Genomic DNA, 25,193 nt, shown 5'->3' on the forward strand with positions numbered 1-25,193 from the left:
CTCAATAACCGCCGTGCGCCTTGCGCACCTGCTCCAGCGTCACCCGTCCGCGCATCACCCGATAGACCCAGCCGGTATAGAGGATGACGATCGGCAACAGCACCGCGGTGACCAGCAGCATCAGTTGCAGGGTGCCGCGACTGGACGAGGCATCCCATACGGTCAGGCCGGAGCGCGGGTCCAGGCTGGAGGGCAGCAGGAACGGAAACAGCGCGAAGCCGGCCGAGGCGATCGTGCTGCCCACCATCAGGCTGCTGGCGATGAAGCCGGCCACGCCGCGCCGGCCGATCAGCGCCTGCACGCCCACGGCCGAGGCCAGCGCCAGCAACGGCGCCACCCAGAACCACGGATACTGCATGTAGCCCGCAAACCAGCTGCCGCCCACTGCGACCTGCTTGAACAATGGGTTGGCCGGGCCGTCGGTCACCACCGGTCCGGCGATGGCAAAACCGGGAACGCCCCAGGCCAGCCACACCCCGGCCAGCACGTACAGCACGGCGAACAGCAGGGTGGTCCAGCGTCCGACCGTCACCGCCCGCGCCGCGATCGCGTGGTCAGCCTTCATCGCGGCGAAACAGCTGCCATGCGCCAGCAGCATCGCCAGCGAGACCAGGCCGCACAGCAGCGCGAACGGATGCAGCAGGTCGAAGAAGCCGCCCTGCCAGCTCATCCGCAGATCGCCGTCGAAACGGAACGGCAGGCCCAGGAACAGATTGCCGAACGCCACGCCGGCCACCAGCATCACCACCACGCCGGAAGCGCTGAGCACCCAGTCCCACGATGATGCCCAGCGCGGGTCGTGGATCTTGCCGCGGAAATTGAAGCCGACCGGGCGCAGGATCAGTGCCAGTAGCACCAGCGCGATGGCGAAGTACATGCCCGAGAACGACACCGCGTACAGCATCGGCCATGCCGCGAAGGTGGCGCCGCCGGCCAGGATGAACCACACCTGGTTGCCTTCCCAGGTCGGCTCGATGCCTTCCAGCAGCACCAGCCGTTCCTCGTTGTTGCGGCCGAGTATTTTCAGCAGGCCGGCCACACCGAAATCGAAGCCGTCCATGATCGCGAAGCCGATCAGCAGCGTGCCCAGGATCGCCCACCAGAGCACGCGCAGCGTGGCGTAATCAAACATGGCGATCTCCCTGTGGCCAGATGCGCAAACCATCCGGCCCCTTGCGCACGAACTTCAGCATCAGGAACACGTCGATCACCGCCAGCGCGGTATAGAACAGCACGAAGCCGCCCAGCGACGTCATTACCTGGCCCGCGCTCACCGACGACACGCCCAGCGCGGTGGGCAACACGCCCTCGATGGCCCACGGCTGGCGTCCGTACTCGGCGACGATCCAGCCCAGCTCGATCGCGATCCATGGCAGCGGCAGACTCCACAAGGCCAGGTGCAGATACCAGCGCTGCGTATCGAGCTGGCGCGTGCTGGCCTTCCAGAACGAGAAGGCGAACAGCGCGATGAAATAGAAGCCGCAACCGACCATGATGCGGAACGCCCAGAACAGCACCGGCACGTTGGGGATGGTGCTGTCGGCGGCCTTCTGGATGTCCGCCGGCGTGGCCTGGCGCGGGTCGTCCACGTACTTCTTCAGCAGCAAGGCATAGCCCAGATCCTTGTCGTGCGCGGCCAGCGTGGCCCTGGCTTTTGCGTTGTCCCGGTCCTGGCGCAGCACCAGCATCGCGTCGTAGGCCTGGATGCCGGTGCCGATCCGACCCTTGGCGGTCTCCACCAGTTCGGCGATGCCGGGCATCGTCTCGTCGATCGAACGGGTACCGATCAGGCCCATGACCCAGGGAATCTTCACGGCATAGTCCGTGCTGCGTCGTTGCACGTCCGGAAGGCCAAACACGGTGAACGAGGCCGGCGCCGGTTCGGTGTGCCACATCGCCTCGATCGCGGCCATCTTCATTTTCTGGTTCAGCGACACCGTGTAACCCGAGGCGTCGCCCAGCACGACCACCGACAGCGCTGCGGCCAGGCCGAAGCTTGCCGCCACCGTCATCGAGCGTTTGGCGAAGTCCACGTTGCGTCCGCGCAGCAGGTACCACGCGCTGATCGACAGCACGAACATCGCGCCCAGCACGTAGCCGGCGCTCACCGTGTGCACGAATTTCTCCTGCGCCACCGGGTTGAAGAACACCTCGGAGAACGAGGTCACTTCCATCCGCATCGTGGTCGGGTTGAACGCCGAGCCGACCGGGTGCTGCATCCAGGCATTGGCGACCAGGATCCACAACGCCGACAGGCTGGTGCCCAGCGCGAGGAACCAGGTCACCAGCAGGTGCTTGATCCGCGAGATGCGATCCCAGCCCATGAAGAACACGCCGATCAGGGTGGCCTCCAGGAAGAACGCCATCAGTCCCTCGATCGCCAGAGGCGCGCCGAAGATGTCGCCCACGTAATGCGAGTAATACGCCCAGTTCATGCCGAACTGGAATTCCATGGTCACTCCGGTGGCCACGCCCATCGCGAAATTGATGCCGAACAGCACGCCCCAGAAGCGCACCATCTGCCTCCACACCTCGCGCCCGGTCATCACGTAGACGCTCTCCATGATGGCCAGCATCCACACCAGGCCCAGGGTCAGCGGCACGAACAGGAAGTGGTACATCGCCGTCAGCGCGAACTGCAGGCGCGACAGCGTGACGACATCGGCGTCGATGATCATGGACGGGTTTCCGCGGCGGCGTGGGACGCGGGGGCGAGCCGCTGAGCGATCGCCTCCGCGCTGGTGTCGGGCTTCGGCTGCGGTGCAAACACCACCCACCAGATCAGCGTCAGCGCCGCGATCTTCAGCGCGATGATCGCGAACAGTTCAAGGCTCAATCGCCGCAATGGCCGCGGCGACGTGCCGAAGGTCTCGGCGGAAGTGCTGGAAACCGGGGAGCTGGACATGCGACGAATCCGGGCCTTGCCTGCCCGTCAGCATACGCCGCGGGGATGTCTCGGCCATGTGGACGAATGTCGCAGCAGCGGCTTACAGCATGCCGAACGCGTCCCGGGTGAGGTTTTCCGGCGCGTCGTCGGTGCACGCCACGTCGTCCTCGATGCGGATGCCGCCGTACTGGCGGAAGTGGTCGACCTTCGCCCAGTCGATGTCGGCTGCGACCGGCTTGTCGCGCAGTTCGGCCAGCAGCATGTCGATGAAATACAGGCCGGGTTCGATCGTCACCACCATGCCCGGCTCCAGCACGCGGGTCATGCGCAGGTACGGATGGCTGTCCGGACGGGCGATGCTGCCGCCGCGTTCGTCTTGCTGGAAGCCGGCCACGTCGTGCACCTGCAGGCCGATCGGATGGCCCAGGCCGTGCGGAAAGAACGCGCCGGTCACGCCGGATTCGACCGCGCTTTCCGCGCTCATGCGCAGGAAGCCGTGCTCGCGCAGCACGCCGGCCAGCACGTGGTGGGCGTGGATGTGCAGCTCGGGGTAGCTCTGTCCGGCGCGCACTTTCGCCGCGAAGCCACGCTGCGCGGCGTCGACGCTGTCGATCAGCGCCTGGAATTCGGCGGCCTGCGGCGATGCGTAGGTGCGGGTGATGTCGCTGGCGTAACCCATCGCGCTGGCGCCGGCGTCGATCAGGAACGAGCGCGACGCCGCCGGCGGCTTGCGGTCGAAGTGCGTGTAGTGCAGCACCGCGCCGTGTTCGTTCAGGGCCACGATGCTGGCGTAGGGCAACTCGGCATCGATCTGTTTCGCGGCGCCGAGATAGGCCATGTGGATGCCGAACTCGCTTTCGCCGGCGCGGAACGCTGCTTCGGCGGCGCGATGGGCGCGCGTGCCGATGCGACTGGCTTCGCGCATCAGGGCCAGTTCGTACGGCGTCTTGTAGCTGCGGTGCCAGTGCAGGTAATCGAGCACGGCCGGCGGGTTGTTCGCCTCCACGCCATCGGTGACGGGGCAGGCGGCGGCGATCACCGCGCGCCTGCCGGCGGGCAATTGCGCGATCGCTTCGGCGGCGCTGCGCACGATCACGATGTCGAAGTGCTCCACCCAGTAGCCGTGCGGCGCCGCAGGCACCACGTGCCAGTAGTCGCGCGGCTGCACGAAGACCAGCTTCGGCTTGCTGCCCGGCGTGTACGCGACCCAGCTGCCCGGCGCGTCGGTCAGCGGCAGCCAGTGCTTGAAGTGCGGATTGACCACGAACGGGTAGTCCTGGTCGTCGAGGAACTTGCCCGGCGGCGTGCCGGCGGCGACCAGCAGGTGGTCGTAGCCGCCCAGCGCAAGCGCGCGGTCGGCGCGTTCGCGCACGGTGGCGAGGTGCTGCGGATACAGCGGGGCGAACAGGTCGGACATGGAGACTCCTGCGACGACGAATCGTGGCGCTGCCGCCGCGAGGATGCGGCGGGAGCGAGCGTTTCGCGGTGGACCGGGGATGGGCGGGGCAGGCGTCATGATGACGCCGCCGCGCCGCAACTTCCAGTCAGGGTCAGGCCTGCGCCAGCCAGCTCTCGAGGCGTGCGGCGTCTGCGTCGCTGATCGCCACGATGCGATAACCGGCCCAGATCTGCCCGGAACTGGCGGCCGCTTCGTGCCACTGTTCCTGGATGCCGACCTCGATCGGTTGCGACTGGGTCAGCATCCGGCCCGAGCCGGGCAGGGTCATGCTGACCTGGTACAAGGCCTCGCTGCGCGGCGCCTGGGCGCTGATCAGCAGCATGCCGGTGCTGGAAAGATTGCCGAGGTGGCCGATCGGCAGGCCGCTGATCACGTCGGTGACGATCGCATTGACGGAGGCGCGCTTGCGTTCGGCGCGGCGCTGGTTGCCGGTGCTCATGGGCGGACGCTCCCGGACGGCGGGCGTCGTGGCTGCAGGCTGCCGGTGAGGCTGCGCCATGCGCGGTCGAGCAGGCTGTCCGGCTGGGCCGGCACTTCGCAGACGCGGCCGCTGGCGACTTCATGGGCAAGCTGGGTCAGGCTCATTTCCTCGCCGCGCTGGCCGCGCCGGCTGACCAGCAGGCAGCGGCCGGACATCGGCGAGTACCACGCCAGCTTGCGTCGGGAGATCTGCCCGCTGGCTGGGTCGATGAATTCGAACCAGCTGCCGAACGGCAATTCCTTCAGATGCTGTTCGATCCGCCGCACCCGCGGATCGACCGCGTCGTCCTGCTGCGGCGTCGCCACGGCGGCCGGCGCATGCGGCGGCGCCGGTTCGCTGCGGGCCGCTGGCGCGGTCGTGCTTTTGCGCGGGGGCGGCGGGGCAGCGGCGGCCGGGCCTGCCATCGTTTCGTGGCTGGACTGTTGCTCGCCCAGCCGCTGGTGCTGCTTCAGGCGCAGCGCCAGGTCGGTGGCGCTGGGCAGTTCGGTGGAGGGGTCCGGCGTGCCGGCGCCCAGCAGCCGCTGGGCCACCTGCACCGCCTCTTCGGCGTGCATGCCGATCTGCTGCAGGCCCGATTCCACTTCCGTCTGGAGGTGCAGGCGGTCGTCGACCGGCAGGCGGCCGAGCAGCTGGTCGGTGATCTTCAGTTGCTCGCGGAACGCCTCGCTCTGTTCGCCGTGGCGCAGCAGGGTCAGCGCCAGCACGTCCGACCAGGCGCGGTCGAGCAGGGCGCGCAGCAGGCCGCGCGGTGGCGATTGCGCGAACCGCTCGGCCATCAGCTCGCCGGCGCGGCGACGCGCCTGGTCGAGTCGCTCGCGACCCTGGGCCGCTTCCACGTGGCGCCGCTCGGCGGCCTGCGCCTTGCGCGTGAGCAGGGCCAGATGATGTTCGATGTCGGCCAGCAAGGTGGTGTACAGGCCGGCGCTGGGCGGCTCCTGGTTGGCGCGGCTGACCAGTTGCTCCAGCTTGCTCGCCAGCGGCCGGTTGCTTTCGTCGTCGCTGCCGTCCAGCCAGTCGTTGGCGGCGGCGGTGACGGTGTCCAGCAGCCGGCGTGCCGGGTGCTCGCGTTTCTCGAAGAAGCCGTGGTCGGCCACGGCCATGCGCAGCACCGGCAACTGCAGGTCGGTCAGCAGGTGGCTGGCGTTGCCGCCCTGCTGCAGCTGATGGCCGAGCTGTTCGAACAGGCGCGCGACCAGCTCCACCGTGTCGCCCTGTTCGTCGCTGAGCTGGGTGCGTGGCGCGCCGGCGGGCTTGCCGAAGTTGAGCTGGGCCACCAGTTCCTCGCGCAGGCGGGCGGCGGTGCGCAGTTCGCGGCTGGCCTGGTCGGTGACCTGGGCCAGGTGCTGCTGCAAGGCGCCCAGTGCCGACTGCAGTTCGTCCTCGCTGGCCGCGCGCCCGCCGGAGCCGCCGCTGAGACCGTCCTGGACGGCGCGTTGCTGCGCCAGCAGATCGCGCAAGGATTCCAGTACCTCGATCGGCGCTCCCGGTGCGCCGCCCGATGCATGGGCGGGCGTGGCGCTTGCGCCGGGGCTTGCCGGTGTCGTCGCGGCCTCGCCGGCGGCGTCGCCGCCTGCGCCGGTGGTGCGGGATCGCTTGCCGATGTTCCGCGGGATCGGGATGCTGCGCAGCTGCGGCAGGATGCCGTCGGCCTTGAGCTGGGCGTTGATGTTCTCGTACAGCGGGCCCAGCGGCTGGATCACCCATTGATCGAAGTGCTGCAGCAACAGCAGCTGGTGCTTGAGCGGCAGCTCGAACTCGCCGCTGGCGGCGTGGCAGGCCCTGGCCATGGCGTGAGGACCAAGGGGCAGCGCGGGACCTTCCAGCGGCGGTGCGCCAATCAGCACGGCCAGCCGGTAACCCAGCTCGTACAGGGCGTTGCTGTGGCGGACCTCGCCGCGGGCACCCAGCTGTTCGAGCGTCATGGCCACTTCCTGCTCGCCCGGGTCGACCAGTTCGAGCACCTGCCACGACTTCTCGTTGCCGGCCGACTCGGCAGAGTCGGGGTTGCGATCGTCTACCCGATCGAGCGCGGCGCCGAGCTGCTCCATGAAGCGCTGGGCAAACGCGGCGCGATCCTGCAGCACGCGTTGCCGACTGGCGAAGCAATCCTGCTGGACGCCGGCATTGTGGGCGCGCTCGGCCAGCGCAAACAGCTGTTTCTCGAATTCGCCCAGGCAGCGCCGCAGGGGTTCCTGCAATCCTTCCACGCATAGCGTGTAACTGGTTTCGAACAGGCGCTGCGCACGCGCAGGCCAGCGCGCGCCGCTAGTCCTACCGCCCTGATGCGACGCAAACGAGTGACGTCGATCGTGTCCGACATCCATGCAAGTGCCTGTGAATTCCCCCCGGAGCGGCCAGTTTATGCTGGTTCCCGCGGCTATGCCATGCGGAGGCTGGAATCCGGGGGAGGATGATCGACGGGTGCGTGGCGAAAGCGGGGACGCGGCGGTCGCCCCAAGCCGCCGGGGCGGGGCTATATTGGGCGGCCGGAAAGGTTCGCGACGACGTTGCGTTGATCCTCAGTTCGGGCAGGTTGGCGAATTGGCGGGCGATCGCTGCGCCGCGGTGTGTGGCACGGTGGCCGGACAGGGCAGGGAAAACAGGCATTGCAAACAACATCGACAAGATCCTGGCGCCGCCAGCCACGGCAATGGACGACGCCGTGCGCGACGCTTCTGCTGGTACTGGCGGTATCCGGTTGCGTGCGACCGACCCGTTCCGTGGTGGTCAGCCCTTCGGCTCCGCGCGCGACGGGTGTTGCCCGCACGGTGGGCACCGATGCGTCGTTTGCGACGATCGTCGACGAGCTGCAGCATGGTCATTACGCGGAAGGCGAACAGGCGCTGCGCCAGCATCTGGCGAGGCATCCGGGCGATCGTGCGGCGCAGGCCATGCTGCGCCAGCTCACCGGCGATCCGCAACAGTTGCTCGGCCGTTCGTCGCAGGCCCATGTGGTGCAGGAGGGTGAGTCCTACAGCTTGCTGGCGGCTCGCCATCTCGGTGATGCCAGCCGGTTCCTGATCCTGGCGCGCTACAACGGTTCGACCAACCCCTCGCGATTGCAGGTGGGCCAGACGGTGCAGTTGCCGATGTCCGGGGCCGGTATCCCGGCGGATGTGGAGCCGGTGGTGGCTGGCACCGGCGAAGCCGGCCGTGGCGACACGGGCGAGCCGTCGGCACCGGCGCAGGCGGATGCGCGACGCCCCGTGGCGGCAGTCGCGGAATCATCGGCGCAGAAGGCGCGACGGTTGCAGAAGGAAAGCGTGGCCCTGCTCGGCCAGGGGCAACGGCAGCAGGCGCTGGCACGCCTCGACGAAGCGCTGACCATCGATCCGCGGCTGCCGCCGGGCGGGGCCGCGGCAGCGTCCCTGCGCAAGGATCTGCTGGCCGGATGCCACCAGCGGGCCATCGTGCTGTATCGCAACCAGCAGTTGGACCCGGCCATCGCGTTGTGGGACCACGTGCTGGCCATCGATCCGGGCTATGAGCCGGCCACCATCTACCGCGCCCGCGCGCTCGAGTTGAAGCAGCGGCTCAAGCAGTTCTGATCGTCGGGCACGGGCAGTGGGCGGGATGCCTCCGGATCGCGTCGTCGATCAGGATGGGTGGTATGTGTCGTCGTCGCCGTCTACTGCCTGGCCGTCCGCCACCGGCAGGATCAGGGTGGGTCGGGTGACGTCTTCCACGGTGGCGGCAGCCGTTTCTCCGGGATGTCGCCGCCGGCCCTGCAGCGCACCGTTCATCAGGTTGAATGCGGCGAACAGCCGGCCCAGTTCGTCGCGGCGAACCAGCCGGATGCGGTAACGGAAGTCGCCCCGCGCCACCCGCAGCATCGCGTTGCCGAGCAGGTCCAGCAGGGTCAGCAATTGCCGGGACAGCCAGTACGTGGCGCCGATCACCGCGACCAGCGTCACCACCAGCACGGCGATGATGACCCACAGGGTGGTCTTGCGGGCTGCCCGCAGCGGCGCGTCGCTGATGCCCAGATGCAGTTCGCCCACCGTGGCCGTCTGGTAATGGATCGGCACGTCGAACAGCAGCATCTCGTCGCGGCCGGGGGCGCCGGTATCGCTGCCCCGATAGCTGTCGATATCGTCCGATCGCGACAGCGGCTTCTTCCCGGTCAGCGCCGGCAGCCGGGTGCCGACCTCATCCGCCTGCGTGCTGGCGATGATTTCGCCATAACGATCGGCGATGGCCAGATAGTGGATCTGCTGGTTGCGGGCGATGCTCTCGACCAGTGCGCGGGTGGCGGCGCGATCGCCGAGCAGCAGGTTCTCCGCCGATTCGTTGGCGACCATGCGCCCCAGCGAGCTGCCGAAATCCAGCGCCAGGCCGGTGACGGCGGCGTTCTGCTTGGCGTGGATCGCCGCCAGTCCCAGCAGCAGGGTGAGGCTGAGCGTGGCGCCGAGGACGCCGACCCAGCGCAGGCGTAGCGAGGTGATGTGGCTGGTCAGTGGCCGTTCGTGCAGGCGCTCGTACTCGCGTCGGGCCAGCCGCAGGTCGGCGACGACTTCGCTTCCCCGCTGATAGCGCTCCGTTGCCGCGGGCGCCAGCAAGGTGTGCACGATGCCGACCAGGATCGACGGCGCGGACGGATCGCGTGGCTGGATCGACGGGTTGGGCAGGCGCTGGCGCGCATGGATCAGCTGCCGGATGTCGCCGGTCTCCGGCCATGGCAGCTTGCCGGTGAGCAGCCAGTACAACACCACACCCAGCGAGAACAGGTCGCTGCGTGCGTCGGTCGGTTCGCCGCGCAGGTGCTCCGGCGCCATGTAGGCCGGCGTGCCGGCGATCTGGGTGCGCGTGGCGCCGGGCCTGTCTTGCCCGCCGCGTCGTTCGGCGATGCCGAAATCGTTGACCTTGGCGTGTTGCCAGCCCTCGGCCAGCATGATGTTCTCGGGCTTGATGTCGTGGTGCACGACCCCCTGGGCGTGGGCGTAGTCGAGTGCGGCGGCGATCTGTCCGGCCAGCTCCATGATCGCCGGCAGTGAAGGAAAGCCCTCGCGACTGACGCGGCTGGCCAGCGTCTCGCCGGAGAGCCGCTCCATCGCGATGTACGGACTGCCGTCGTCGGTCTCTCCCACGTCGAAGATGGTGACGATGTGGGGATGGGTGAGGTGGCCGGCGGCTCGCGCCTCGACCAGGAAGCGGTCGCGATACACGGGGTCGGCGGCAATCTCCCGGTGCAGGCACTTGATCGCCACCGCACGCTGGATGTCCGGGTCGAAGCCGGCGTAGACGACGGCCATCGCGCCCTCGCCGAGGACGCCGTCGATGCGGTAGCGACCGACCTTCGGCGGGATCTCGCGCGCGGTCACGGCAGCGGGTTCAGATCAGCCACCAGGCCAGCGCGACCACGGCGATGAGCACCAGCGCCCCGGCCGCGATCCGGCGCCCGTTTGCGGCGCGGCGTACATCGTGTTCGCGGGTCAGGAACACGAACTCCGCGTGACCCAGCCGGATGTGGTCGCTGTGCTTCAGCATCGTCATGTGGATGCGCTTGTCGTTCACGAACGTGCCATTGGTGGACAGCGTGTTCATGATGATGTGGCGGCCCTGCTTGTTGGTGATCCAGGCATGCGAGGCGGACACGCTCGGGTCGTCGACGACGATGTGGTTGTCGTTGCCCCGGCCGATGGTCTGCCTGCCCTCGTTCAGGGTGAAGCGCCGGCCCGCCAGCCCGGGGCTGATTCCCTCGAGCACCGGCTGGTGCACGCTGGCCAAGCCATCCAGGGTCGCCTCGGCCTCGCTGGTGTACTGGCGCAGCATCTCGGTCGCAAAGAACCGCGTTCCCTGCGGTCCCGCGGAGTGTTTGTCGGCCGGGTCCGCTGGCGTTTGATTGTGGCCGTTCATGAAGATCCTGGGGACCGATTTCGTCGTCACTATAACCAACCGTCCGACCATGCGAACACCTCCCGGCGAGGCGTGTCGGCGCAGGTTCACCCCATCATTCAGCAACCGCGTGAGGGTGGTGTCGACGGCTTGCCGAACCCATGCCGCCAGGCGATCGCCTCAATCGAGAAAGCTGGCAATGACATCGTTGAGGAAGCGCTGGCCGAGTGCGGTGGCGTGCAGGCGATCCGGATCGTCGCGCAGCCAGCCGCGCTGGCGGGCGGCGGCCAGGCCGCCAGCGATGCGTTCGGCCGGCAGGCCGGTGCGCTCGGCGAAGGCCGCCATCGGCACGCCGTCGATCAGTCGCAGCGCGTTGAGCATGTATTCGAACGGCAGCTCGCTGGCCTCCACCCGGTTGTCGCCACCGATGCGTGCAGGGCCGGCGGCGGCGTCCATGTAGGCGCGCGGGCCGCGGGTCTTCCAGCGGCGTTGGATGTCGCCGCTGGCGGCGTCGCTGAGCTTGCCGTGGGCGCCGGCGCCGATGCCGAGGTAGTCGCCGAACTGCCAGTAGTTGAGGTTGTGCACGCAGCGCCGACCGGGCCTGGCGTAGGCGGAGATTTCGTACTGGCCGTAGCCGGCGGCGGCCAGGCGCGCCTCGCAGGCTTCCTGCATCGCCCACGCATCGTCGTCGTCCGGTAGCGGCGGCGGGTTCGCGGCGAACACGGTGTTCGGCTCCAGGGTGAGCTGGTAGTGCGAGAGGTGGGTGGGCTGCAGCGCGACGGCGCGTTCCACGTCGGCGAGGGCGCCATCGAGGTCCTGCTGCGGCAGCGCGTACATCAGGTCGAGGTTGATGTTGTCGTAGCCGGCGTCCTGCGCCGACTTCACCGCGGCCTCGGCCTCGTTCGCCGAGTGGATGCGGCCGAGCCGGCGCAGCTTGTCGTCGTCGAAGCTCTGCACGCCGAACGAGATGCGGTTGACCCCGGCGGCCAGGTAACCGTCGAAACGGCCATGCTCGACCGTGCCGGGATTGGTTTCCAGGGTGATCTCGGCGTCATCGGCCAGCGGCAGGCGCTCGCGCACGCCGTCGAGCAGGCGCTCGATCAGTTCCGGCGAAAACAGGCTGGGCGTGCCGCCGCCGAAGAACACGCTGATGACGGGGCGACCTTCCAGCGCCATGGCGAAGTCTGCGCGGTCCGCGTCGAGGTCGGCCAGCAGATGGTCGATGTAGCCGGCGTACGGCGGCGGCTCGCTGCGCAGGCCGTGTGAGTTGAAGTCGCAGTACGGACACTTCTTCACGCACCACGGCATGTGCACGTACAGCGACAGCGGTGGCGCGATCAGGCTCATGCGTGGTGGCGTTCGCGCAGCCGCTCGTGCAGCTTCACCAGGGCCTGGCCGCGATGGCTGAGCCGGTTCTTCAGCGCGTCGCCCATTTCGGCCACGCTTTGCTGGTAGCCCTCGGGCAGGAACACCGGGTTGTAGCCGAAGCCGCCCGTGCCGCGCCCCTCGGTGAGGATGCGGCCGTGCCAGCGTGCTTCGGCGATCAGCGGGGCGGGGTCGTCGGCGTGCTGCAGCAGCACCAGCACGCAGATGAAGAACGCGCCGCGCTGTTCGGTCGGCACGCCGTCGAGTTCGCGCAGCAGCTTCGCATTGTTCGCCGCGGCATCGCCGTGGCCGCCGCTGTAGCGCGCCGAGTACAGCCCGGGTGCGCCGTGCAGGTGATCGACGCACAGGCCGGAATCGTCGGCCAGCGCAGGCAGGCCGCTGGCCTGGGCGGCGTGGCGTGCCTTGAGCAGGGCGTTCTCGACGAAGGTCAGTCCGGTCTCGTCGGCGTCGCTGATGCCCAGGCTGGTCTGCGGGACCACGTCGAGGCCGCTGTCGGCCAGCAGCGCACTGAATTCCTTCAGCTTGCCGGGGTTGCTGCTGGCCAGCACGATGCGTTGCATGGTGATGTGGTTTCCTTGAGTCCGGTTGATTGTCGCGCTGCGCGCGACGGCTTCAATGGGATAAAAGCGCCGCACGTTGCGCGGCAACCAGTTCGCCGATGCCCTTCTCGGCCAGGGCCAGCATCGCGTCCATTTCGTCGCGGCGGAACGCATGGCCTTCGGCGGTGCCCTGCACTTCGATGAAGCCGCCGCCGTCGTTCATCACCACGTTCATGTCGGTGTCGCAGTCCGAGTCCTCGGCGTAGTCGAGGTCGAGCACGGGCTGGCCCTTGTAGATGCCCACCGAGACGGCGGCGATCGCGCCGATCACCGGGTTGCGCTTGAGGTTCTCGCGCTTCATCAGCAGGTTCACCGCGTCGACCAGGGCCACGTAGGCGCCGGTGATCGCAGCGGTGCGGGTGCCGCCGTCGGCCTGCAGCACGTCGCAGTCCAGCGTGATCACCCGTTCGCCCAGTGCCTGGCGATTGATGCAGGCGCGCAGGCTGCGGCCGATCAGTCGCTGGATCTCCATGGTGCGGCCGCCCTGGCCGCCGCGCGCGGCTTCGCGCTGCATGCGGGTGTTGGTGGCGCGCGGCAGCATGCCGTATTCGGCGGTGATCCAGCCCTCGCCCTTGCCGCGCAGCCAGGCCGGCGCGCGATCCTCGATGCTGGCGGTGCACAGCACGCGGGTGTCACCAAAGCTCACCAGCACCGAGCCTTCGGCGTGGCGGGTGTAGTGGCGTTCGATGCTGACGGCGCGCAGCTGGTCGCTGGCGCGGCCGCTGGGGCGGGAGACGGAATTCATGGGGCAGATCCTGGGGTCAGCCTGGCCGGATTGGGCAAGCAGGATCGGAGAGTTTACCATTGCGTCCTTTCCCCACGCCCGGAAGGCGCCGATGATCCGCAGCATGACGGCCTATGCCAGCGCCGAAACCACCGGCCCCGCCGGTACGCTCGGCTGCGAGCTGCGCACGGTCAACCACCGCTACCTGGAGCTGAGTCCGCGCCTGCCGGACGACCTGCGCGCGTTCGAATCGCAGTTGCGCGAGCGGGTCGCGAGCAAGCTGTCGCGCGGCAAGCTGGACCTGACCGTGCGGCGCACCGGCGACGGGCGCAGCGAATCGCTGCAGGTGAACAGTGCGCTGCTGGCGCGCCTGTCGGAGCTGAACCTGGACATGGCCGCGCTGTTCCCCGGCCTGCAGGTGCAGTTCACCGAACTGCTGCGCTTCCCCGGCGTGATGCAGCAGGCCGAAACCGATCCCGAGGCGCAGCAGGCCGCACTGTTCGACGTGCTCGACCGCGCGCTGGACGCGCTCACCGCCACCCGCGAGCGCGAGGGCGCCAAGCTGGGCGAGATCCTGCACGAGAAGCTGGACGGCATCGAGCGCGTGGTGGCCGACGTGCGCGGCTGGATGCCGGAGATCCGCGCCGCGTTGCGCACCCGCCTGGAAACGCGGCTGGCCGACCTGAAGCAGCCGGTCGAGCCGGGCCGGCTGGAGCAGGAACTGGTGCTGCAGATCACCCGCACCGACGTCGACGAGGAACTGGACCGGCTCAGCACGCACATCGCCGAGACGCGCCGCGTGCTGGGGCTGAAGGAACCGGTCGGCCGCCGGCTGGACTTCCTGATGCAGGAATTCAACCGCGAGGCGAACACGCTGGGTTCCAAGTCGGTCGACGCGCGCAGCACCAACGCGGCGGTCGAGCTGAAGGTGCTGATCGAGCAGATGCGCGAACAGGTGCAGAACATCGAATGAACATGGGCTTGCTGATCTCGATTCCGCGCAGGCCGTGGCCCCTCACCCTCCGCAAGGGATTCCCTTCGGTCACAACCCTCTCCCCGGAGGGGAGAGGGTGCGAACGTGCTGCGCATCGTCATGAATATTGAGGCGGCGGGCACGCTGTTCGTGGTCGCCGCGCCCTCCGGCGCGGGCAAGTCCACCCTGGTGAACGCGCTGCTCGAGCGCGAGCGCGCGATCTCGCTGTCGGTGTCGCACACCACGCGGCCGCCGCGTCCCGGTGAAATGTACGGACGGCATTACTACTTCGTCGAACGCGCGGAGTTCGAGCGCGAGATCGCCGAAGGCATTTTCCTGGAACACGCCGAGGTGCATGGCAACCTCTACGGCACCTCGCGCACCACGGTGCAGGAACTGCTGGCGCAGGGTCGCGACGTGCTGCTGGAGATCGACTGGCAGGGCGCCGAACAGATCCGCCGCAGCAAGCCCGATTGCGTCAGCGTGTTCATTCTGCCGCCGTCGCGGGCCGAGCTGGAACGGCGTCTGCGCGGCCGCGGTTCGGATGCGCCGGAGGTGATCGAGCGCCGCCTGCGCAACTCGCGCGGCGAGATCGCCCACGCCCATGAATTCGACTACGTCCTGGTCAACGACGTGTTCGACGATGCGCTGGCCGACCTGCAGGCGATCGTGCGGGCGGTGCGCCTGCGCAGCGCGCTGCAGTGGCAGCGCCACGAAGCCCTGATCGCCGAACTGCTCGCCCCCGGCGGCTGAAACGCCGGCCGTCGCATGGTCTTCGAACCGCGCATCGGCTACCTTGTCCGCTTTCTCCACGTCGTTTGCCGCCCATGACCGACCCCGTTCGCGCCACACCCGACGACGCCACCCTGGTGCGGATCCGTGGCCTGACCACGGTGCTCAACGGCAAGACCATTTTCGATGCGCTGGACATGGACATCCCCCGCGGCAGGATCACCGCGATCATGGGCCCCAGCGGCACCGGCAAGACCACCCTGCTCAAGCACATCACCGGGCAGATGCGCGCCGACGCGGGCACGATCCACGTCAACGGCGCGAACCTGGCCCAGCTGTCGCGCGAGCAGCTGTACAAGCTGCGCGAGGGGATCGGCTACCTGTTCCAGAATTCGGCGCTGCTGACCGACTTCGACGTGTTCGAGAACGTGGCGTTCCCGCTGCGCCAGCACACGAAGCTGCCGGAGGAGCTGATCCGCAACCTGGTGCTGCTGAAGCTGCAGGCCGTCGGCCTGCGCGGCGCGGCGCGGCTGAGCCCGGACGAGCTGTCCGGCGGCATGGCGCGGCGCGTGGCGCTGGCGCGGGCGATCGTGTTCGATCCGATGCTGATCCTGTATGACGAGCCGTTCGTGGGGCTGGATCCGGTGGCGCTGAACCAGGTGCTGAAACTGATCCGCACGTTGAACGAGACGCTGGGCATCACCAGCGTGCTGGTGGCGCACGAGCTGGAGGCGGTCAAGCGGGTGGCCGACCACGTGTACCTGATCGCCAACGGCAAGGTGGTGGCGCAGGGCGATCCGAAGACGATCGCCGATGACGGCTCGGCGTGGACGCGCCAGTTCTTCGGCGGCGAGGCGGACGGCCCGGTGCCGTTCCAGTATCCGGCTGGCGATTACGCGCAGGCGCTGGGTCTGGCGGGAGTGGCGAAATGACCGCGCGCGGGCCACAAGCCAACAATGTCGTGCTCCGCTCGCTGGCGCAGATCGGGGCGAGCGGACTGTTCCTGCTGACCCTGCTGGCGGCGGTTCCGCGCAGCTTCCGCCACGTGCGCGAGACGATCCGCCAGCTGTGGTTCGTCGGCGCGATGAGCCTGACCATCATCATGGTCTGCGGCCTGTTCGTGGGCATGGTGCTGATGCTGCAGCTGTACCACGTGCTGTCGATCTTCGGCGGCACCTCGGCCAGCGGCATGGTGGTGGCGTTGTCGGTGTACCGCGAGCTGGGTCCGGTGGTCACCGCGCTGCTGTTTGCCGGCCGCGCCGGTACCGCGATCACCGCCGAGATCGGCCTGATGCGCGCCACCGACCAGATCTCGGCGATGGAGATGATGGCGGTCGACCCGATCGCCTACGTCGCCACGCCGCGCTTCCTGGCCGGGCTGATCGCGATGCCGCTGCTGTGCTGCGTGTTCTGCGCGATGGCGGTGTTCGGCGGCCACCTGGTCGGCGTCACCTGGCTGGGCATCGACAACGGCACGTTCTGGTCGAACATGACCGCAGTGGTCGACGTGCGCACCGACATCGTCAACGGCGTGCTGTCCAAGAGCCTGGCCTTCGGCGCGGTGGTGTCGCTGATCGCGGTGTTCCAGGGCTTCACCACCGCGCCCACCAGCGAAGGCGTGGCATATGCCACCACGCGCACCGTGGTCGCCTCGTCGATCGCCATCCTGGCGCTCGATTTCGTGCTCACCGCTTTCCTGATGTAACTGCCATGACCCATCGTTTTCCGAGGATTCTGCCGTGAGCCAACCCAGAAGTTCGTATGCCGTCGGCACCGGCCTGTTCATCGTGCTCGGCTTCGCCGCGCTGGCCTACCTGGCGACCCAGACCAGTTCGGTGGCGAACGTCCACCAGGGCGACAGCTACACCATCCAGGCACAGTTCACCAACATCGGCCAGCTGAAGGAGCGCGCGCCGGTGAAGATCGCCGGGGTGCGGGTGGGCCAGGTGCAGTCGATCACGCTGAAGCCCGATCACGACGTGGCCGACGTGACGCTGTCGATCGACAGGAACTACAACCACATTCCGCAGGATTCGGTGGCCACCATCTTCACCAGCGGCCTGCTCGGCGACCAGTACGTGGGCATCGAGTACGGCAGCGCGAAGCAGGCGGTGGCCGGCGGCGGCACGCTGGCTCGGACCAAGTCCACCCAGCCGCTGGAAGAGATGCTGGGCAAGTTCTTCGGCGCCGGCGGCGTGGTCGACAACGTGGGCGGCAGCTATGCGGTGAAGGCGAGCTTCACCAACGTCGGCACGCTCTCGGCCGGCGCGCCGGTGAAGATGGCCGGCGTGGTGATCGGCAGCGTGCAGTCGGTGCACGCCGATCCGGTCAAGCTCAACGCCGAAGTGGTGTTGTCGATCGACAAGCGCTACGACGCGATCCCCGACGATTCGGCCGCCGCGGTGTTCACCAGCGGTTTGATCGGCACCCAGTATGTTGCGATCCAGCCGGGCGGTTCACCCGATGCGCTCAAGGACGGTGACGAGATGATCCTGACCCAGTCCGCGATGCAGCTGGAGGACCTGATCGGCAAGTTCCTGGTGAACGGTTCGTCCAGTGACAAGAAAGACGCCGGCAACGGCAGCAAATAGCCCGCCATCCCTGTCGGCTCGACGAGCCGGTACCGCTTGAGGAGTTACCCATGTTGCGCAGACTGGCTCTTGCCACCGCGATCGCCTTCGGCACCGTCGTCGCCGCCCCCGCGTTTGCCCAGACGCCCGCACCCGCTGCCGCCGATGCCACGCAGCCGACGCCGGCCCAGGTCGTGCAGACGATCGCCGACCAGCTGGCCTCGGCGATCGAGGGGCATCGCGACGAGCTGAAGAAGAACCAGGAGAAGCTCATCAGCGTCATCGATGAGGTGTTCCTGCCGCATTTCGACCTGGACTACGCCTCGATCCTGGTGCTGGGCCAGCACGCCCGCGAAGCGACGCCCGCCCAGCGCGAGCGTTTCGCCAAGGCGTTCTACAACTCGATCACCCACCGCTACGCCGAAGGCCTGCTCAACTACACCCGCGGCCGGGTCAAGGTGCTGCCGTTCAAGGGCGACCTCAACGACAAGCGCACCGTGGTGCGTACCCAGGTGGTGCTGGACGACGGCAAGCTGGTGTCGATCGACTACGCGTTCCGCAAGGGCCGCAATGGCGACTGGAAGGCCTACGACGTGATCATCGAGGGCATTTCCTATGTCACCAACTACCGCAACCAGGTGGATGCGGAAATCCGCAAGGTCGGCATCGAGCAGCTGATCACCAACCTCGAGACCCAGGGCGAGAAGGCGCTGGAGACGATGGCCAAGGACAACAAGGACAAGCCGTGACGAAGGCCGTCGCTGCTTCCGGCTTCCGCCTGGGCGTGGCCTCGCCGGCGACCCTGGCGGTGGCCGGCGAGCTCGGTTTTGACACGGCGAAGGATGCCCTGCAGGCGATGCAGTCCGCACTGGTGGCCGACGTTCGCATCAGCCGGCTCGACCTGGCCGGGGTGACCCGCAGCGACAGCGCCGGGCTGGCCTGCGTGCTTGCCGTGGTGGCCGACGTCCGTGGCCGTGGCCGATCGCTGGAGGTCACCCACATGCCTGCGGGGATGCGGGCGCTGGCCCAGGTCTGCGAAGTCGACCGGATGATGGGCTGACCCGACGGAGCAGCAAAATAAAAAGGGGCCTCGCGGCCCCTTTTTTTTGTGGTCATCCGGTCGCTCCCTCCGGGATCGCTCGGCGATGCCGGCTCGGTCAGCGCTGGCCCGATTGGCCCGGATGGCTGTTTTCCCACTGATGCTGCTGGTCGAGCAATTCCTCGGGATCGAAGTTCTGCTCGTCCAGGCCCTGCATCTGCTGGATGATCTCCACCGGCGGGTTGCCGTCGTAGATCTTGTACAGGCGCTGCTGCCGGTAGGCGTCGCGGATGAACACGTACGGGTCATAGGCGGACTGCAGGAAGCCCTCCGCGTCGATCGCGCGCGAGCGGATCGTCACCAGGTACATCATCTGCGGCATGTACTGCAGGCCGTTGTAGTGATGGTTGTTGGCGAACAGGGTCAGCGGGTCGAAGAAATAGCTGTCCACCGGGCGCTGCCAGATGTCGCGCACGGTGCTGGGACCGAGCAGGGGCAGCATCAGGTAGTCGCCTTCCGGGGCGCCCCAGCGTGCCAGGGTGACGCCGAAATCGTTGTCTTCCAGCGGCAGGCCCAGCTGGCTGGCCGGATCGAAGAAGCCGCCGATGCCCAGGGTCAGGTTGACCAGGAACCGGCCCGTGCTCTGCAGCGCCTGCTTCGGCCGCGCCTGCAACAGGTCGTTGGCGACCGTGATCGGCATCCGGATGTTGGTGAAGAAGTCGCTGAACGAGCGGCGCACCGGCGGGTTGGTCACCTTGCGGTAACCCAGCGCGACGGGACGGATCACCGCCTTGTCCACGGCGTCGTTGAACTTGTAGGCGCCGCGGTTGAACTTCTCCAGCGGATCGTCGGTGCGCGGCTTGGCAATCGTGCAGCCAGCCAGCAACGCGATCGCCAGCACGGGCAACCAGCGGCCAAGCAGGGAAGAGCGAAGCGAAGAAGGCATCAGTGCAGGGTTCGCGTCGGGGGACAGTTAAGTGTACTGTCTGGTTTTGTATCTTGCACGGTTTTCGGCAGGTTTTTGCCCAGCGCGTCCATCCGTGGCCAGCCGGCCATGATACGCGCCGTGCGCATTGCCAGCAAAGCATCCGCTCAACTACACTGTCAGACCATATAAGTCTCTATTCCCTAAGGAATTCGCATGGCCCGTATTACCGTGGAGGACTGCCTTGAGGTGGTCGACAACCGTTTTGAACTGGTATTGATGGCGACCAAGCGCGCGCGCCAGCTGGAAAAGGGCGCCGAACCGGCCGTCAATCCGGATCACGACAAGCCCACCGTGCTGGCCCTGCGCGAGATCGCCGCGCGCCGCATCGATCAGGCCACGATCGACCAGATCGACAAGGCCGAGCGCGAGCGCGCCGAGCGTGAGGCGCTGGAATGGGCGGCGGCCGAAGTGGACGACGATCTCTCCAAGGGTGGCGACGACTGATGGATGGCGGTTGCTGTAGCACGTGCTCGCGCGACATCGGCATGGCCGGTGTCATCCAGCGCGCACGTCCGGCAGCCGCACGCGCCATCCGGCCCGAGGTAGGCGCCTGAACAGGCGCCGGCAACGATGACTGCGGCCACCCATCCCGCCACGGTCGACCTGTCCGCGCTGCCACCGTATGCGCTGGCCCTGAAGGAACGCATCAACTACCTGCCCGAAGCGCAGGTGACGCGGGTCATGCGCGCGTTCCAGATCGGCGCGCAGGCGCACGCCGGGCAGGAGCGCAAGAGCGGCGAGCCGTACATCACCCATCCGGTGGCGGTGGCGGGCATCCTGGCCGAACTGGGGCTGGATGCCGAGACGATCATCGCGGCGATCTTGCACGACACCCTGGAAGACACCGAGCTCAGCCGCGAGGACATCGCCGCCGAGTTCGGCGAGGTCGTGGCCGAACTGGTCGACGGCGTCACCAAGCTGGACAAGATGCGCTTCGGCACCCGCCAGGAGGCCGATGCGGAAAGCTTCCGCAAGATGCTGCTGGCGATGGCGCGCGACATCCGGGTGATCCTGATCAAGCTGTCCGACCGGCTGCACAACATGCGCACGCTGGGCGCCAAGGACGGTTCCTCGCGCCGGCGCATCGCCCGCGAAACGCTGGAGATCTTCGCGCCGATCGCGCAGCGCCTGGGCATGAACAAGTTCAAGGCCGAGTTGCAGGACCTGGGCTTTCACGCCCTGTATCCGGATCGCTATCGCGTGATCAGCGAGCGCATCCGCGCGGCGCTCGGCAACCGACGTGAGGCGATGGGCAAGATCGAGGCGGCGCTGACCGCGCGCCTGCAGGCCGACCACCTGCCGGCCCTGGTGGTGGGGCGGATCAAGTCGCCGTGGAGCATCTATTCGAAGATGCGTGGCGAGCACAAGAGCTTCGCCCAGCTGATGGACGTCTACGGTTTCCGCGTGGTGGTCGACAGCGCGATGAGCTGCTACATGGCGCTCGGCATGGTGCACGCGCTGTACAAGCCGGTCGACAAGCGCTTCAAGGACTTCATCGCGATTCCCAAGGCGAATGGCTACCAGTCGCTGCACACCGTGCTGCTGGGGCCGTTCGGCGCGCCCATCGAGGTGCAGATCCGCACCGCCGAGATGGATTCGGTGGCCGAGAGTGGGGTGGCGGCGCACTGGGCCTACAAGACCGAAAGCGGCCCGGCCAACAGCGCGCAGGCCCGTGCGCGGGAATGGCTGTCCTCGCTGGTCGACAGTTCGGCCAACACGGTGTCGTCGTCGGAGTTCATCGAGAACGTCAAGATCGACCTGTTCCCCGACGAGGTCTACCTGTTCACGCCGCGGGGCGACATCCTGTCGCTGCCGCGCAATGCCACCGCTCTGGATTTCGCCTACGCCGTGCACACCGACGTGGGCGACCACGCGGTGGCCGCGCGGGTCGACAAGCGGCTGCTGCCGCTGCGCACCCGACTGGAATCCGGGCAACTGGTGGAGATCATCACCGCGCCGTCGGCGGTGCCGAACCCGGCATGGCTGGAAGTGGTGGTGACCGGCAAGGCGCGTGCCGCCATCCGCCAGTACCTGAAGCACCTGCAGCACGAGGACGCGGTGGATTTCGGCCATCGCATGCTCGATCGCGCGCTGGACGCCCTGGGCAGCAGCCTCGACGGCGTCCCGCCGGCGGTGCTCGACCGCTTCCTGGAGACCTCCAAGCTCAAGCGGCTGGAAGAGTTGCTGTCCGACATCGCGCTGGGCAACCGCATGCCCGACGTGGTGGCCGGCCAGTTGCTCGCCTCGCGCGGCAGGAAGGCCGGCAAGCCGCAGCTGCCGGTGCACACGCACGAGAAGATCCGCATCACCGGCGCCGAGCGCGGCGTGCTCAGCTTCGCCAACTGCTGCCACCCGCTGCCTGGCGACGACATCATCGGCTACCTGTCCTCGGGCAAGGGCATCGTGGTGCATCGCGAGGAATGCCCGAACGTGTTCGAGCTGAGCAAGTCGCCCGAACGCCGCGTGGCGATCGAATGGGACCGCGACGTGCAGGGCGACTATCGGGCCGAGCTGCGCATCGAGGTGATCAATCGCCCCGGCGTGCTGGCCACCGTGGCCGCCGCGATCGCCGCCGCCGACTCGAACATCGAGAACGTGGAGTACGTCGAACGCGACTCCGCGGCAGCCACCCTGCTGTTCGCGATGGAAGTGAAAAGCCGCAAGCACCTGGCCGACGTGATCCGTCGCGTGCGCCGCACCGGGGTGGTCAGCGGGGCGTATCGGTATCCGCTGTAAGCCGGGAATGGAGAATCGGGAATGGTTCGCCGTTTCGATGCTCCGGGGTTTGCATGGCCACGACGACGCGATAACTTTCCCGATTCCCGATTCCCGATTCCCTGAGGAAACCCCATGTCCCGCAGCATCATCACCACCGAACAGGCGCCGGCCGCGATCGGTCCGTATTCGCAGGCGGTACGAGCCGGCAACACCGTTTACTTCTCCGGCCAGATTCCGCTGGACCCGGCCACCGGCGCGCTGGTCGATGGCGATGTCACCGCGCAGACACGGCGCGTGTTCGACAACCTCACGGCGGTGGCCGCGGCCGCCGGCGGCTCGCTGGCGCAGATCGTGCGGGTGGGCATCTACGTCACCGACCTGGCGAACTTCGCCGCGGTGAACGCGGTGATGGCCGAGTACTTCCAGCAGCCGTATCCGGCGCGCTCCACGATCGAGGTATCCGCGCTGCCGAAGGCGGCCCAGGTCGAGGTGGACGCGGTGATGGTGCTGTCCTGAGCGACATCGGCTGATCCAGCGCGAGGCCGGAGCCGACAGCGTGCGTCGCCGTCCGGCTTACGATGGATGAGGATGCTCGGGTAGGCTTGTCGTTCATGGCCACACGTCCCGCCCGCCCCGCAGTCCCCATCGACACCGATCCCGGCCTCACGCCGGTCGGCAAGCTGCCGGGAGTGGGGCCGGCGCTGGTCGCGTCGCTGGCCCGGCTGGGCCTGGAGCGGGTGCAGGACCTATGGTTCCACCTGCCTTTGCGCTACGAAGACAAGACCCGGGTCACCCCGATCGCCGACCTGCGTCCGGGCGACCGGGCCCAGGTCGAAGGCGTGGTCGAGGCGGTCGAGCGGGGCTTTCGCTATCGACCCCAGCTGAAAGTGGCGATCGGCGACGACAGCCGGCAGACCCTGCTGCTGCGCTTCTTCCATTTCAATCGCGCCCAGGCCGAGCAGTTGCTGCCGGGCGCGCGGTTGCTTTGCTATGGCGAGGTTCGCCATGGCGCGCAGGGCCTGGAAATGGTGCATCCGACTTACCAGCGCCTGACCGGCGAGGCCGTGGCGGCCGTCGACGACCTGCTCAGCCCGGTCTATCCGACCACCGAGGGGCTGGGGCCGAAGCGGCTGGCCGGGGTGATCGGCAAGGCACTGGCGCTGCTGCCGCCCGCGGCCCAGCTGGAGCTGATTCCGTCGGCGCTGTGCGCCGAACATGGCCTTACGTCGCTGCGCGACGCACTGCTGTACGTGCATCGCCCGCCGCCGGACGCGCGCCTGGACCAGTTGGTGCTGGGTCGGCATCCGGCGCAGCAGCGACTGGCGTTCGAGGAGTTGCTGACCCAACACCTGAGCCTGCGCCGCATGCGCGAGGCGGTGCGCCGCCGCCGTGCGCCGAAGCTCGGTGGTGACGGCGGGCTGCGCCGGCAGTTGCTGGCTAGCCTGTCGTTCCGGCTGACGGCAGCGCAGCAGCGGGTCACCGACGAAGTGGCTGGCGACCTCGCACGCAACCATCCGATGCTGCGACTGGTGCAGGGTGATGTCGGCAGCGGCAAGACCGTGGTGGCGGCGCTGGCCGCGCTGGCGGCGGTCGAAGCCGGCCATCAGGTGGCGTTGATGGCGCCGACCGAACTGCTGGCCGAACAGCACCTGCACAATTTCCGGCACTGGCTGCAGCCGCTTGGCATCGAGCTCGAGTGGCTGGCTGGCAAGGTCACCGGCAAGGCGCGCCAGCAGGCGCTGGCCCGGGTTGCCGGCGGTGCAGCGGTGGTGATCGGCACCCATGCGCTGATGCAGGAGGGCGTGGCGTTTGAACGGCTCGGTCTGGTGATCGTCGACGAACAGCACCGCTTCGGCGTGCAGCAGCGACTGGCCCTGCGCGACAAGGGCAGGGACGGGCAACTGGTGCCGCACCAGCTGGTGCTGACCGCGACGCCGATCCCGCGCACGCTGGCGATGAGTGCGTATGCCGACCTGGACGTCTCGTCGATCGACGAACTGCCGCCCGGGCGCACGCCGGTGCAGACCATCGCGATCTCCAACGCGCGGCGGATCGAGGTGATCGAGCGCATCCACGCTGCTTGCGGCGAGGGGCGTCAGGTGTATTGGGTGTGCACCCTGATCGAGGAATCCGAGCAACTGCGCGCGCAGGCGGCCGAAGTGGCGCACGCGGAACTTTCCGCGGCGCTGGCCGGCTTCAAGGTCGGCCTGATCCACGGTCGCATGAAGCCGAAGGAAAAGCAGGCGGTGATGGATGCGTTCAAGGCCGGCGAGCTGGCCGTGCTGGTGGCCACCACGGTGATCGAGGTCGGCGTGGACGTGCCGAACGCCAGCCTGATGGTGATCGAGAACAGCGAGCGGCTGGGCCTGGCCCAGTTGCACCAGTTGCGCGGCCGGGTCGGCCGCGGCGCGGTGGCCTCCAATTGCGTGCTGCTGTACCAGCCGCCGCTGGGCCAGCTGGCACGCGAGCGCCTGCAGGTGATGCGGGAAACCAGCGACGGGTTCCGCATCGCCGAGAAGGACCTGGAGCTGCGCGGGCCCGGCGAAGTGCTGGGTACCCGCCAGACGGGGCAGCTCAGTTTCCGCATCGCCGATCTCACTCGCGACGCACAGCTGTTGCCGGCCGTGCAGCAGGTCGGCGAACGGATGCTGGCGGAGCATCCGCAGCAGACCGGTCAGTTGATCGAACGCTGGGTCGGCGGCGCCGCCCGTTACGCGCATGCGTGAAGGGTGAGGCGGAAATCGGGGCGCAGCGCTGGCTTCTGTTCCCGGTTCCCGGTTCCCTTTAAGCTACCCCGTTGAT

General features: G+C 68.0%; 24 protein-coding genes. 12 read left to right on the forward strand and 12 right to left on the reverse strand.

Going from position 1 to position 25,193, the window contains the following annotated elements; all coding sequences use genetic code 11:
- Position 1: 1 nt before the first annotated feature.
- The 6 genes from cydB to ASD55_RS03545 form a co-directional block, all read right to left on the reverse strand.
- Complete coding sequence (gene cydB / locus ASD55_RS03520) at positions 2-1,132, reverse strand: cytochrome d ubiquinol oxidase subunit II (protein WP_056763755.1); 1,131 nt, start codon at positions 1,130-1,132, stop codon at positions 2-4.
- A complete protein-coding gene (locus ASD55_RS03525; protein WP_056763757.1) occupies positions 1,125-2,678 on the reverse strand; it encodes a cytochrome ubiquinol oxidase subunit I in 1,554 nt (517 codons plus the stop codon). Before ASD55_RS03525 ends, cydB begins: the two co-directional genes overlap by 8 nt.
- Entirely contained in the window at positions 2,675-2,905 is a 231-nt protein-coding gene (cydP, locus tag ASD55_RS03530) for a cytochrome oxidase putative small subunit CydP (protein WP_056718484.1), read from the reverse strand. Before cydP ends, ASD55_RS03525 begins: the two co-directional genes overlap by 4 nt.
- A gap of 82 nt (positions 2,906-2,987) precedes the next feature.
- Complete coding sequence (gene pepQ, locus ASD55_RS03535) at positions 2,988-4,304, reverse strand: Xaa-Pro dipeptidase (RefSeq protein WP_056763759.1); 1,317 nt, start codon at positions 4,302-4,304, stop codon at positions 2,988-2,990.
- Positions 4,305-4,437: 133 nt separating this feature from the next.
- Complete coding sequence (locus ASD55_RS03540) at positions 4,438-4,785, reverse strand: PilZ domain-containing protein (RefSeq protein ID WP_056718482.1); 348 nt, start codon at positions 4,783-4,785, stop codon at positions 4,438-4,440.
- A complete protein-coding gene (locus tag ASD55_RS03545; RefSeq protein WP_056763761.1) occupies positions 4,782-7,151 on the reverse strand; it encodes a DUF1631 family protein in 2,370 nt (789 codons plus the stop codon). The genes ASD55_RS03540 and ASD55_RS03545 overlap by 4 nt, the downstream gene beginning before the upstream one ends.
- A gap of 378 nt (positions 7,152-7,529) precedes the next feature.
- On the opposite strand from ASD55_RS03545, the gene ASD55_RS03550 reads away from it, so the two are divergent.
- Positions 7,530-8,375, forward strand: coding sequence for a LysM domain-containing protein (locus ASD55_RS03550; RefSeq protein ID WP_235577710.1), 846 nt, complete (start codon positions 7,530-7,532; stop codon positions 8,373-8,375).
- 48 nt (positions 8,376-8,423) lie between these two features.
- Here the strand turns inward: ASD55_RS03550 and ASD55_RS03555 are convergent, their stop codons facing one another.
- From ASD55_RS03555 to rph, 5 genes are all read right to left on the reverse strand, one after another.
- Entirely contained in the window at positions 8,424-10,148 is a 1,725-nt protein-coding gene (locus ASD55_RS03555) for a protein kinase (protein ID WP_056718479.1), read from the reverse strand.
- Between the two features lie 10 nt (positions 10,149-10,158).
- Positions 10,159-10,734, reverse strand: coding sequence for an FHA domain-containing protein (locus ASD55_RS03560; RefSeq protein WP_235577711.1), 576 nt, complete (start codon positions 10,732-10,734; stop codon positions 10,159-10,161).
- Positions 10,735-10,842: 108 nt separating this feature from the next.
- A complete protein-coding gene (gene hemW, locus ASD55_RS03565; protein WP_056763766.1) occupies positions 10,843-12,009 on the reverse strand; it encodes a radical SAM family heme chaperone HemW in 1,167 nt (388 codons plus the stop codon).
- Positions 12,006-12,608: an RdgB/HAM1 family non-canonical purine NTP pyrophosphatase gene (gene rdgB / locus ASD55_RS03570; RefSeq protein ID WP_056763768.1), complete on the reverse strand. Its 603-nt coding sequence runs from the start codon at positions 12,606-12,608 to the stop codon at positions 12,006-12,008. The genes hemW and rdgB overlap by 4 nt, the downstream gene beginning before the upstream one ends.
- Before the next feature lie 52 nt (positions 12,609-12,660).
- Positions 12,661-13,392, reverse strand: coding sequence for a ribonuclease PH (gene rph / locus ASD55_RS03575; protein ID WP_056763771.1), 732 nt, complete (start codon positions 13,390-13,392; stop codon positions 12,661-12,663).
- A 91-nt stretch (positions 13,393-13,483) separates the two neighbouring features.
- On the opposite strand from rph, the gene ASD55_RS03580 reads away from it, so the two are divergent.
- The 7 genes from ASD55_RS03580 (at position 13,484) to ASD55_RS03610 (ending at position 18,706) form a co-directional block, all read left to right on the forward strand.
- Positions 13,484-14,344, forward strand: a complete 861-nt coding sequence (locus ASD55_RS03580) for a YicC/YloC family endoribonuclease (RefSeq protein WP_056763773.1) — start codon at positions 13,484-13,486, stop codon at positions 14,342-14,344.
- Between the two features lie 120 nt (positions 14,345-14,464).
- Positions 14,465-15,097 carry a guanylate kinase gene (gene gmk / locus ASD55_RS03585; protein WP_056764464.1) on the forward strand — a complete coding sequence of 211 codons (633 nt, stop codon included), beginning with the start codon at positions 14,465-14,467 and terminating at the stop codon, positions 15,095-15,097.
- A gap of 74 nt (positions 15,098-15,171) precedes the next feature.
- Positions 15,172-16,008, forward strand: a complete 837-nt coding sequence (locus ASD55_RS03590; protein ID WP_056763775.1) for an ATP-binding cassette domain-containing protein — start codon at positions 15,172-15,174, stop codon at positions 16,006-16,008.
- Entirely contained in the window at positions 16,005-16,781 is a 777-nt protein-coding gene (gene mlaE, locus ASD55_RS03595) for a lipid asymmetry maintenance ABC transporter permease subunit MlaE (RefSeq protein ID WP_056718472.1), read from the forward strand. The genes ASD55_RS03590 and mlaE overlap by 4 nt, the downstream gene beginning before the upstream one ends.
- Before the next feature lie 34 nt (positions 16,782-16,815).
- Positions 16,816-17,667, forward strand: a complete 852-nt coding sequence (gene mlaD / locus ASD55_RS03600; protein ID WP_056718471.1) for an outer membrane lipid asymmetry maintenance protein MlaD — start codon at positions 16,816-16,818, stop codon at positions 17,665-17,667.
- A 50-nt stretch (positions 17,668-17,717) separates the two neighbouring features.
- Positions 17,718-18,395 carry an ABC transporter substrate-binding protein gene (locus ASD55_RS03605; protein WP_056718470.1) on the forward strand — a complete coding sequence of 226 codons (678 nt, stop codon included), beginning with the start codon at positions 17,718-17,720 and terminating at the stop codon, positions 18,393-18,395.
- Positions 18,392-18,706, forward strand: coding sequence for an STAS domain-containing protein (locus ASD55_RS03610; RefSeq protein WP_056763778.1), 315 nt, complete (start codon positions 18,392-18,394; stop codon positions 18,704-18,706). Before ASD55_RS03605 ends, ASD55_RS03610 begins: the two co-directional genes overlap by 4 nt.
- 97 nt (positions 18,707-18,803) lie before the next feature.
- Here ASD55_RS03610 and ASD55_RS03615 read toward each other — a convergent pair whose 3' ends face one another.
- Positions 18,804-19,631: a VacJ family lipoprotein gene (locus ASD55_RS03615; protein WP_056763780.1), complete on the reverse strand. Its 828-nt coding sequence runs from the start codon at positions 19,629-19,631 to the stop codon at positions 18,804-18,806.
- A 195-nt stretch (positions 19,632-19,826) separates the two neighbouring features.
- Here ASD55_RS03615 and rpoZ point away from each other — a divergent pair, with 195 nt between their 5' ends.
- The 4 genes from rpoZ (at position 19,827) to recG (ending at position 25,117) form a co-directional block, all read left to right on the forward strand.
- Positions 19,827-20,117: a DNA-directed RNA polymerase subunit omega gene (rpoZ, locus tag ASD55_RS03620; RefSeq protein ID WP_007509529.1), complete on the forward strand. Its 291-nt coding sequence runs from the start codon at positions 19,827-19,829 to the stop codon at positions 20,115-20,117.
- Between the two features lie 126 nt (positions 20,118-20,243).
- Entirely contained in the window at positions 20,244-22,409 is a 2,166-nt protein-coding gene (locus ASD55_RS03625; RefSeq protein ID WP_056763782.1) for a bifunctional (p)ppGpp synthetase/guanosine-3',5'-bis(diphosphate) 3'-pyrophosphohydrolase, read from the forward strand.
- 114 nt (positions 22,410-22,523) lie between these two features.
- Positions 22,524-22,907 carry a RidA family protein gene (locus tag ASD55_RS03630; protein WP_056763784.1) on the forward strand — a complete coding sequence of 128 codons (384 nt, stop codon included), beginning with the start codon at positions 22,524-22,526 and terminating at the stop codon, positions 22,905-22,907.
- A 95-nt stretch (positions 22,908-23,002) separates the two neighbouring features.
- The gene (recG, locus tag ASD55_RS03635) at positions 23,003-25,117 is read left to right on the forward strand and encodes an ATP-dependent DNA helicase RecG (protein ID WP_056764466.1); all 2,115 of its coding nucleotides are present in this window, start codon (positions 23,003-23,005) and stop codon (positions 25,115-25,117) included.
- Positions 25,118-25,193 lie beyond the last annotated feature (76 nt).

It is taken from the genome of Rhodanobacter sp. Root561 (assembly GCF_001427365.1).
GTDB lineage: Bacteria > Pseudomonadota > Gammaproteobacteria > Xanthomonadales > Rhodanobacteraceae > Rhodanobacter.

What these genes read in the sequence shown, in the direction of transcription:
- cydB (WP_056763755.1), bottom strand. Translation starts at nt 1,132, where the DNA reads ATGTTTGATTACGCCACGCTGCGCGTGCTCTGGTGGGCGATCCTGGGC.
- ASD55_RS03525 (WP_056763757.1), bottom strand. Translation starts at nt 2,678, where the DNA reads ATGATCATCGACGCCGATGTCGTCACGCTGTCGCGCCTGCAGTTCGCG.
- cydP (WP_056718484.1), bottom strand. Translation starts at nt 2,905, where the DNA reads ATGTCCAGCTCCCCGGTTTCCAGCACTTCCGCCGAGACCTTCGGCACG.
- pepQ (WP_056763759.1), bottom strand. Translation starts at nt 4,304, where the DNA reads ATGTCCGACCTGTTCGCCCCGCTGTATCCGCAGCACCTCGCCACCGTG.
- ASD55_RS03540 (WP_056718482.1), bottom strand. Translation starts at nt 4,785, where the DNA reads ATGAGCACCGGCAACCAGCGCCGCGCCGAACGCAAGCGCGCCTCCGTC.
- ASD55_RS03545 (WP_056763761.1), bottom strand. Translation starts at nt 7,151, where the DNA reads ATGGATGTCGGACACGATCGACGTCACTCGTTTGCGTCGCATCAGGGC.
- ASD55_RS03560 (WP_235577711.1), bottom strand. Translation starts at nt 10,734, where the DNA reads ATGGTCGGACGGTTGGTTATAGTGACGACGAAATCGGTCCCCAGGATC.
- hemW (WP_056763766.1), bottom strand. Translation starts at nt 12,009, where the DNA reads ATGAGCCTGATCGCGCCACCGCTGTCGCTGTACGTGCACATGCCGTGG.
- rdgB (WP_056763768.1), bottom strand. Translation starts at nt 12,608, where the DNA reads ATGCAACGCATCGTGCTGGCCAGCAGCAACCCCGGCAAGCTGAAGGAA.
- rph (WP_056763771.1), bottom strand. Translation starts at nt 13,392, where the DNA reads ATGAATTCCGTCTCCCGCCCCAGCGGCCGCGCCAGCGACCAGCTGCGC.
- ASD55_RS03580 (WP_056763773.1), top strand. Translation starts at nt 13,484, where the DNA reads ATGATCCGCAGCATGACGGCCTATGCCAGCGCCGAAACCACCGGCCCC.
- gmk (WP_056764464.1), top strand. Translation starts at nt 14,465, where the DNA reads ATGAATATTGAGGCGGCGGGCACGCTGTTCGTGGTCGCCGCGCCCTCC.
- ASD55_RS03590 (WP_056763775.1), top strand. Translation starts at nt 15,172, where the DNA reads ATGACCGACCCCGTTCGCGCCACACCCGACGACGCCACCCTGGTGCGG.
- mlaE (WP_056718472.1), top strand. Translation starts at nt 16,005, where the DNA reads ATGACCGCGCGCGGGCCACAAGCCAACAATGTCGTGCTCCGCTCGCTG.
- ASD55_RS03605 (WP_056718470.1), top strand. Translation starts at nt 17,718, where the DNA reads ATGTTGCGCAGACTGGCTCTTGCCACCGCGATCGCCTTCGGCACCGTC.
- ASD55_RS03615 (WP_056763780.1), bottom strand. Translation starts at nt 19,631, where the DNA reads ATGCCTTCTTCGCTTCGCTCTTCCCTGCTTGGCCGCTGGTTGCCCGTG.
- rpoZ (WP_007509529.1), top strand. Translation starts at nt 19,827, where the DNA reads ATGGCCCGTATTACCGTGGAGGACTGCCTTGAGGTGGTCGACAACCGT.
- ASD55_RS03625 (WP_056763782.1), top strand. Translation starts at nt 20,244, where the DNA reads ATGACTGCGGCCACCCATCCCGCCACGGTCGACCTGTCCGCGCTGCCA.
- ASD55_RS03630 (WP_056763784.1), top strand. Translation starts at nt 22,524, where the DNA reads ATGTCCCGCAGCATCATCACCACCGAACAGGCGCCGGCCGCGATCGGT.
- recG (WP_056764466.1), top strand. Translation starts at nt 23,003, where the DNA reads ATGGCCACACGTCCCGCCCGCCCCGCAGTCCCCATCGACACCGATCCC.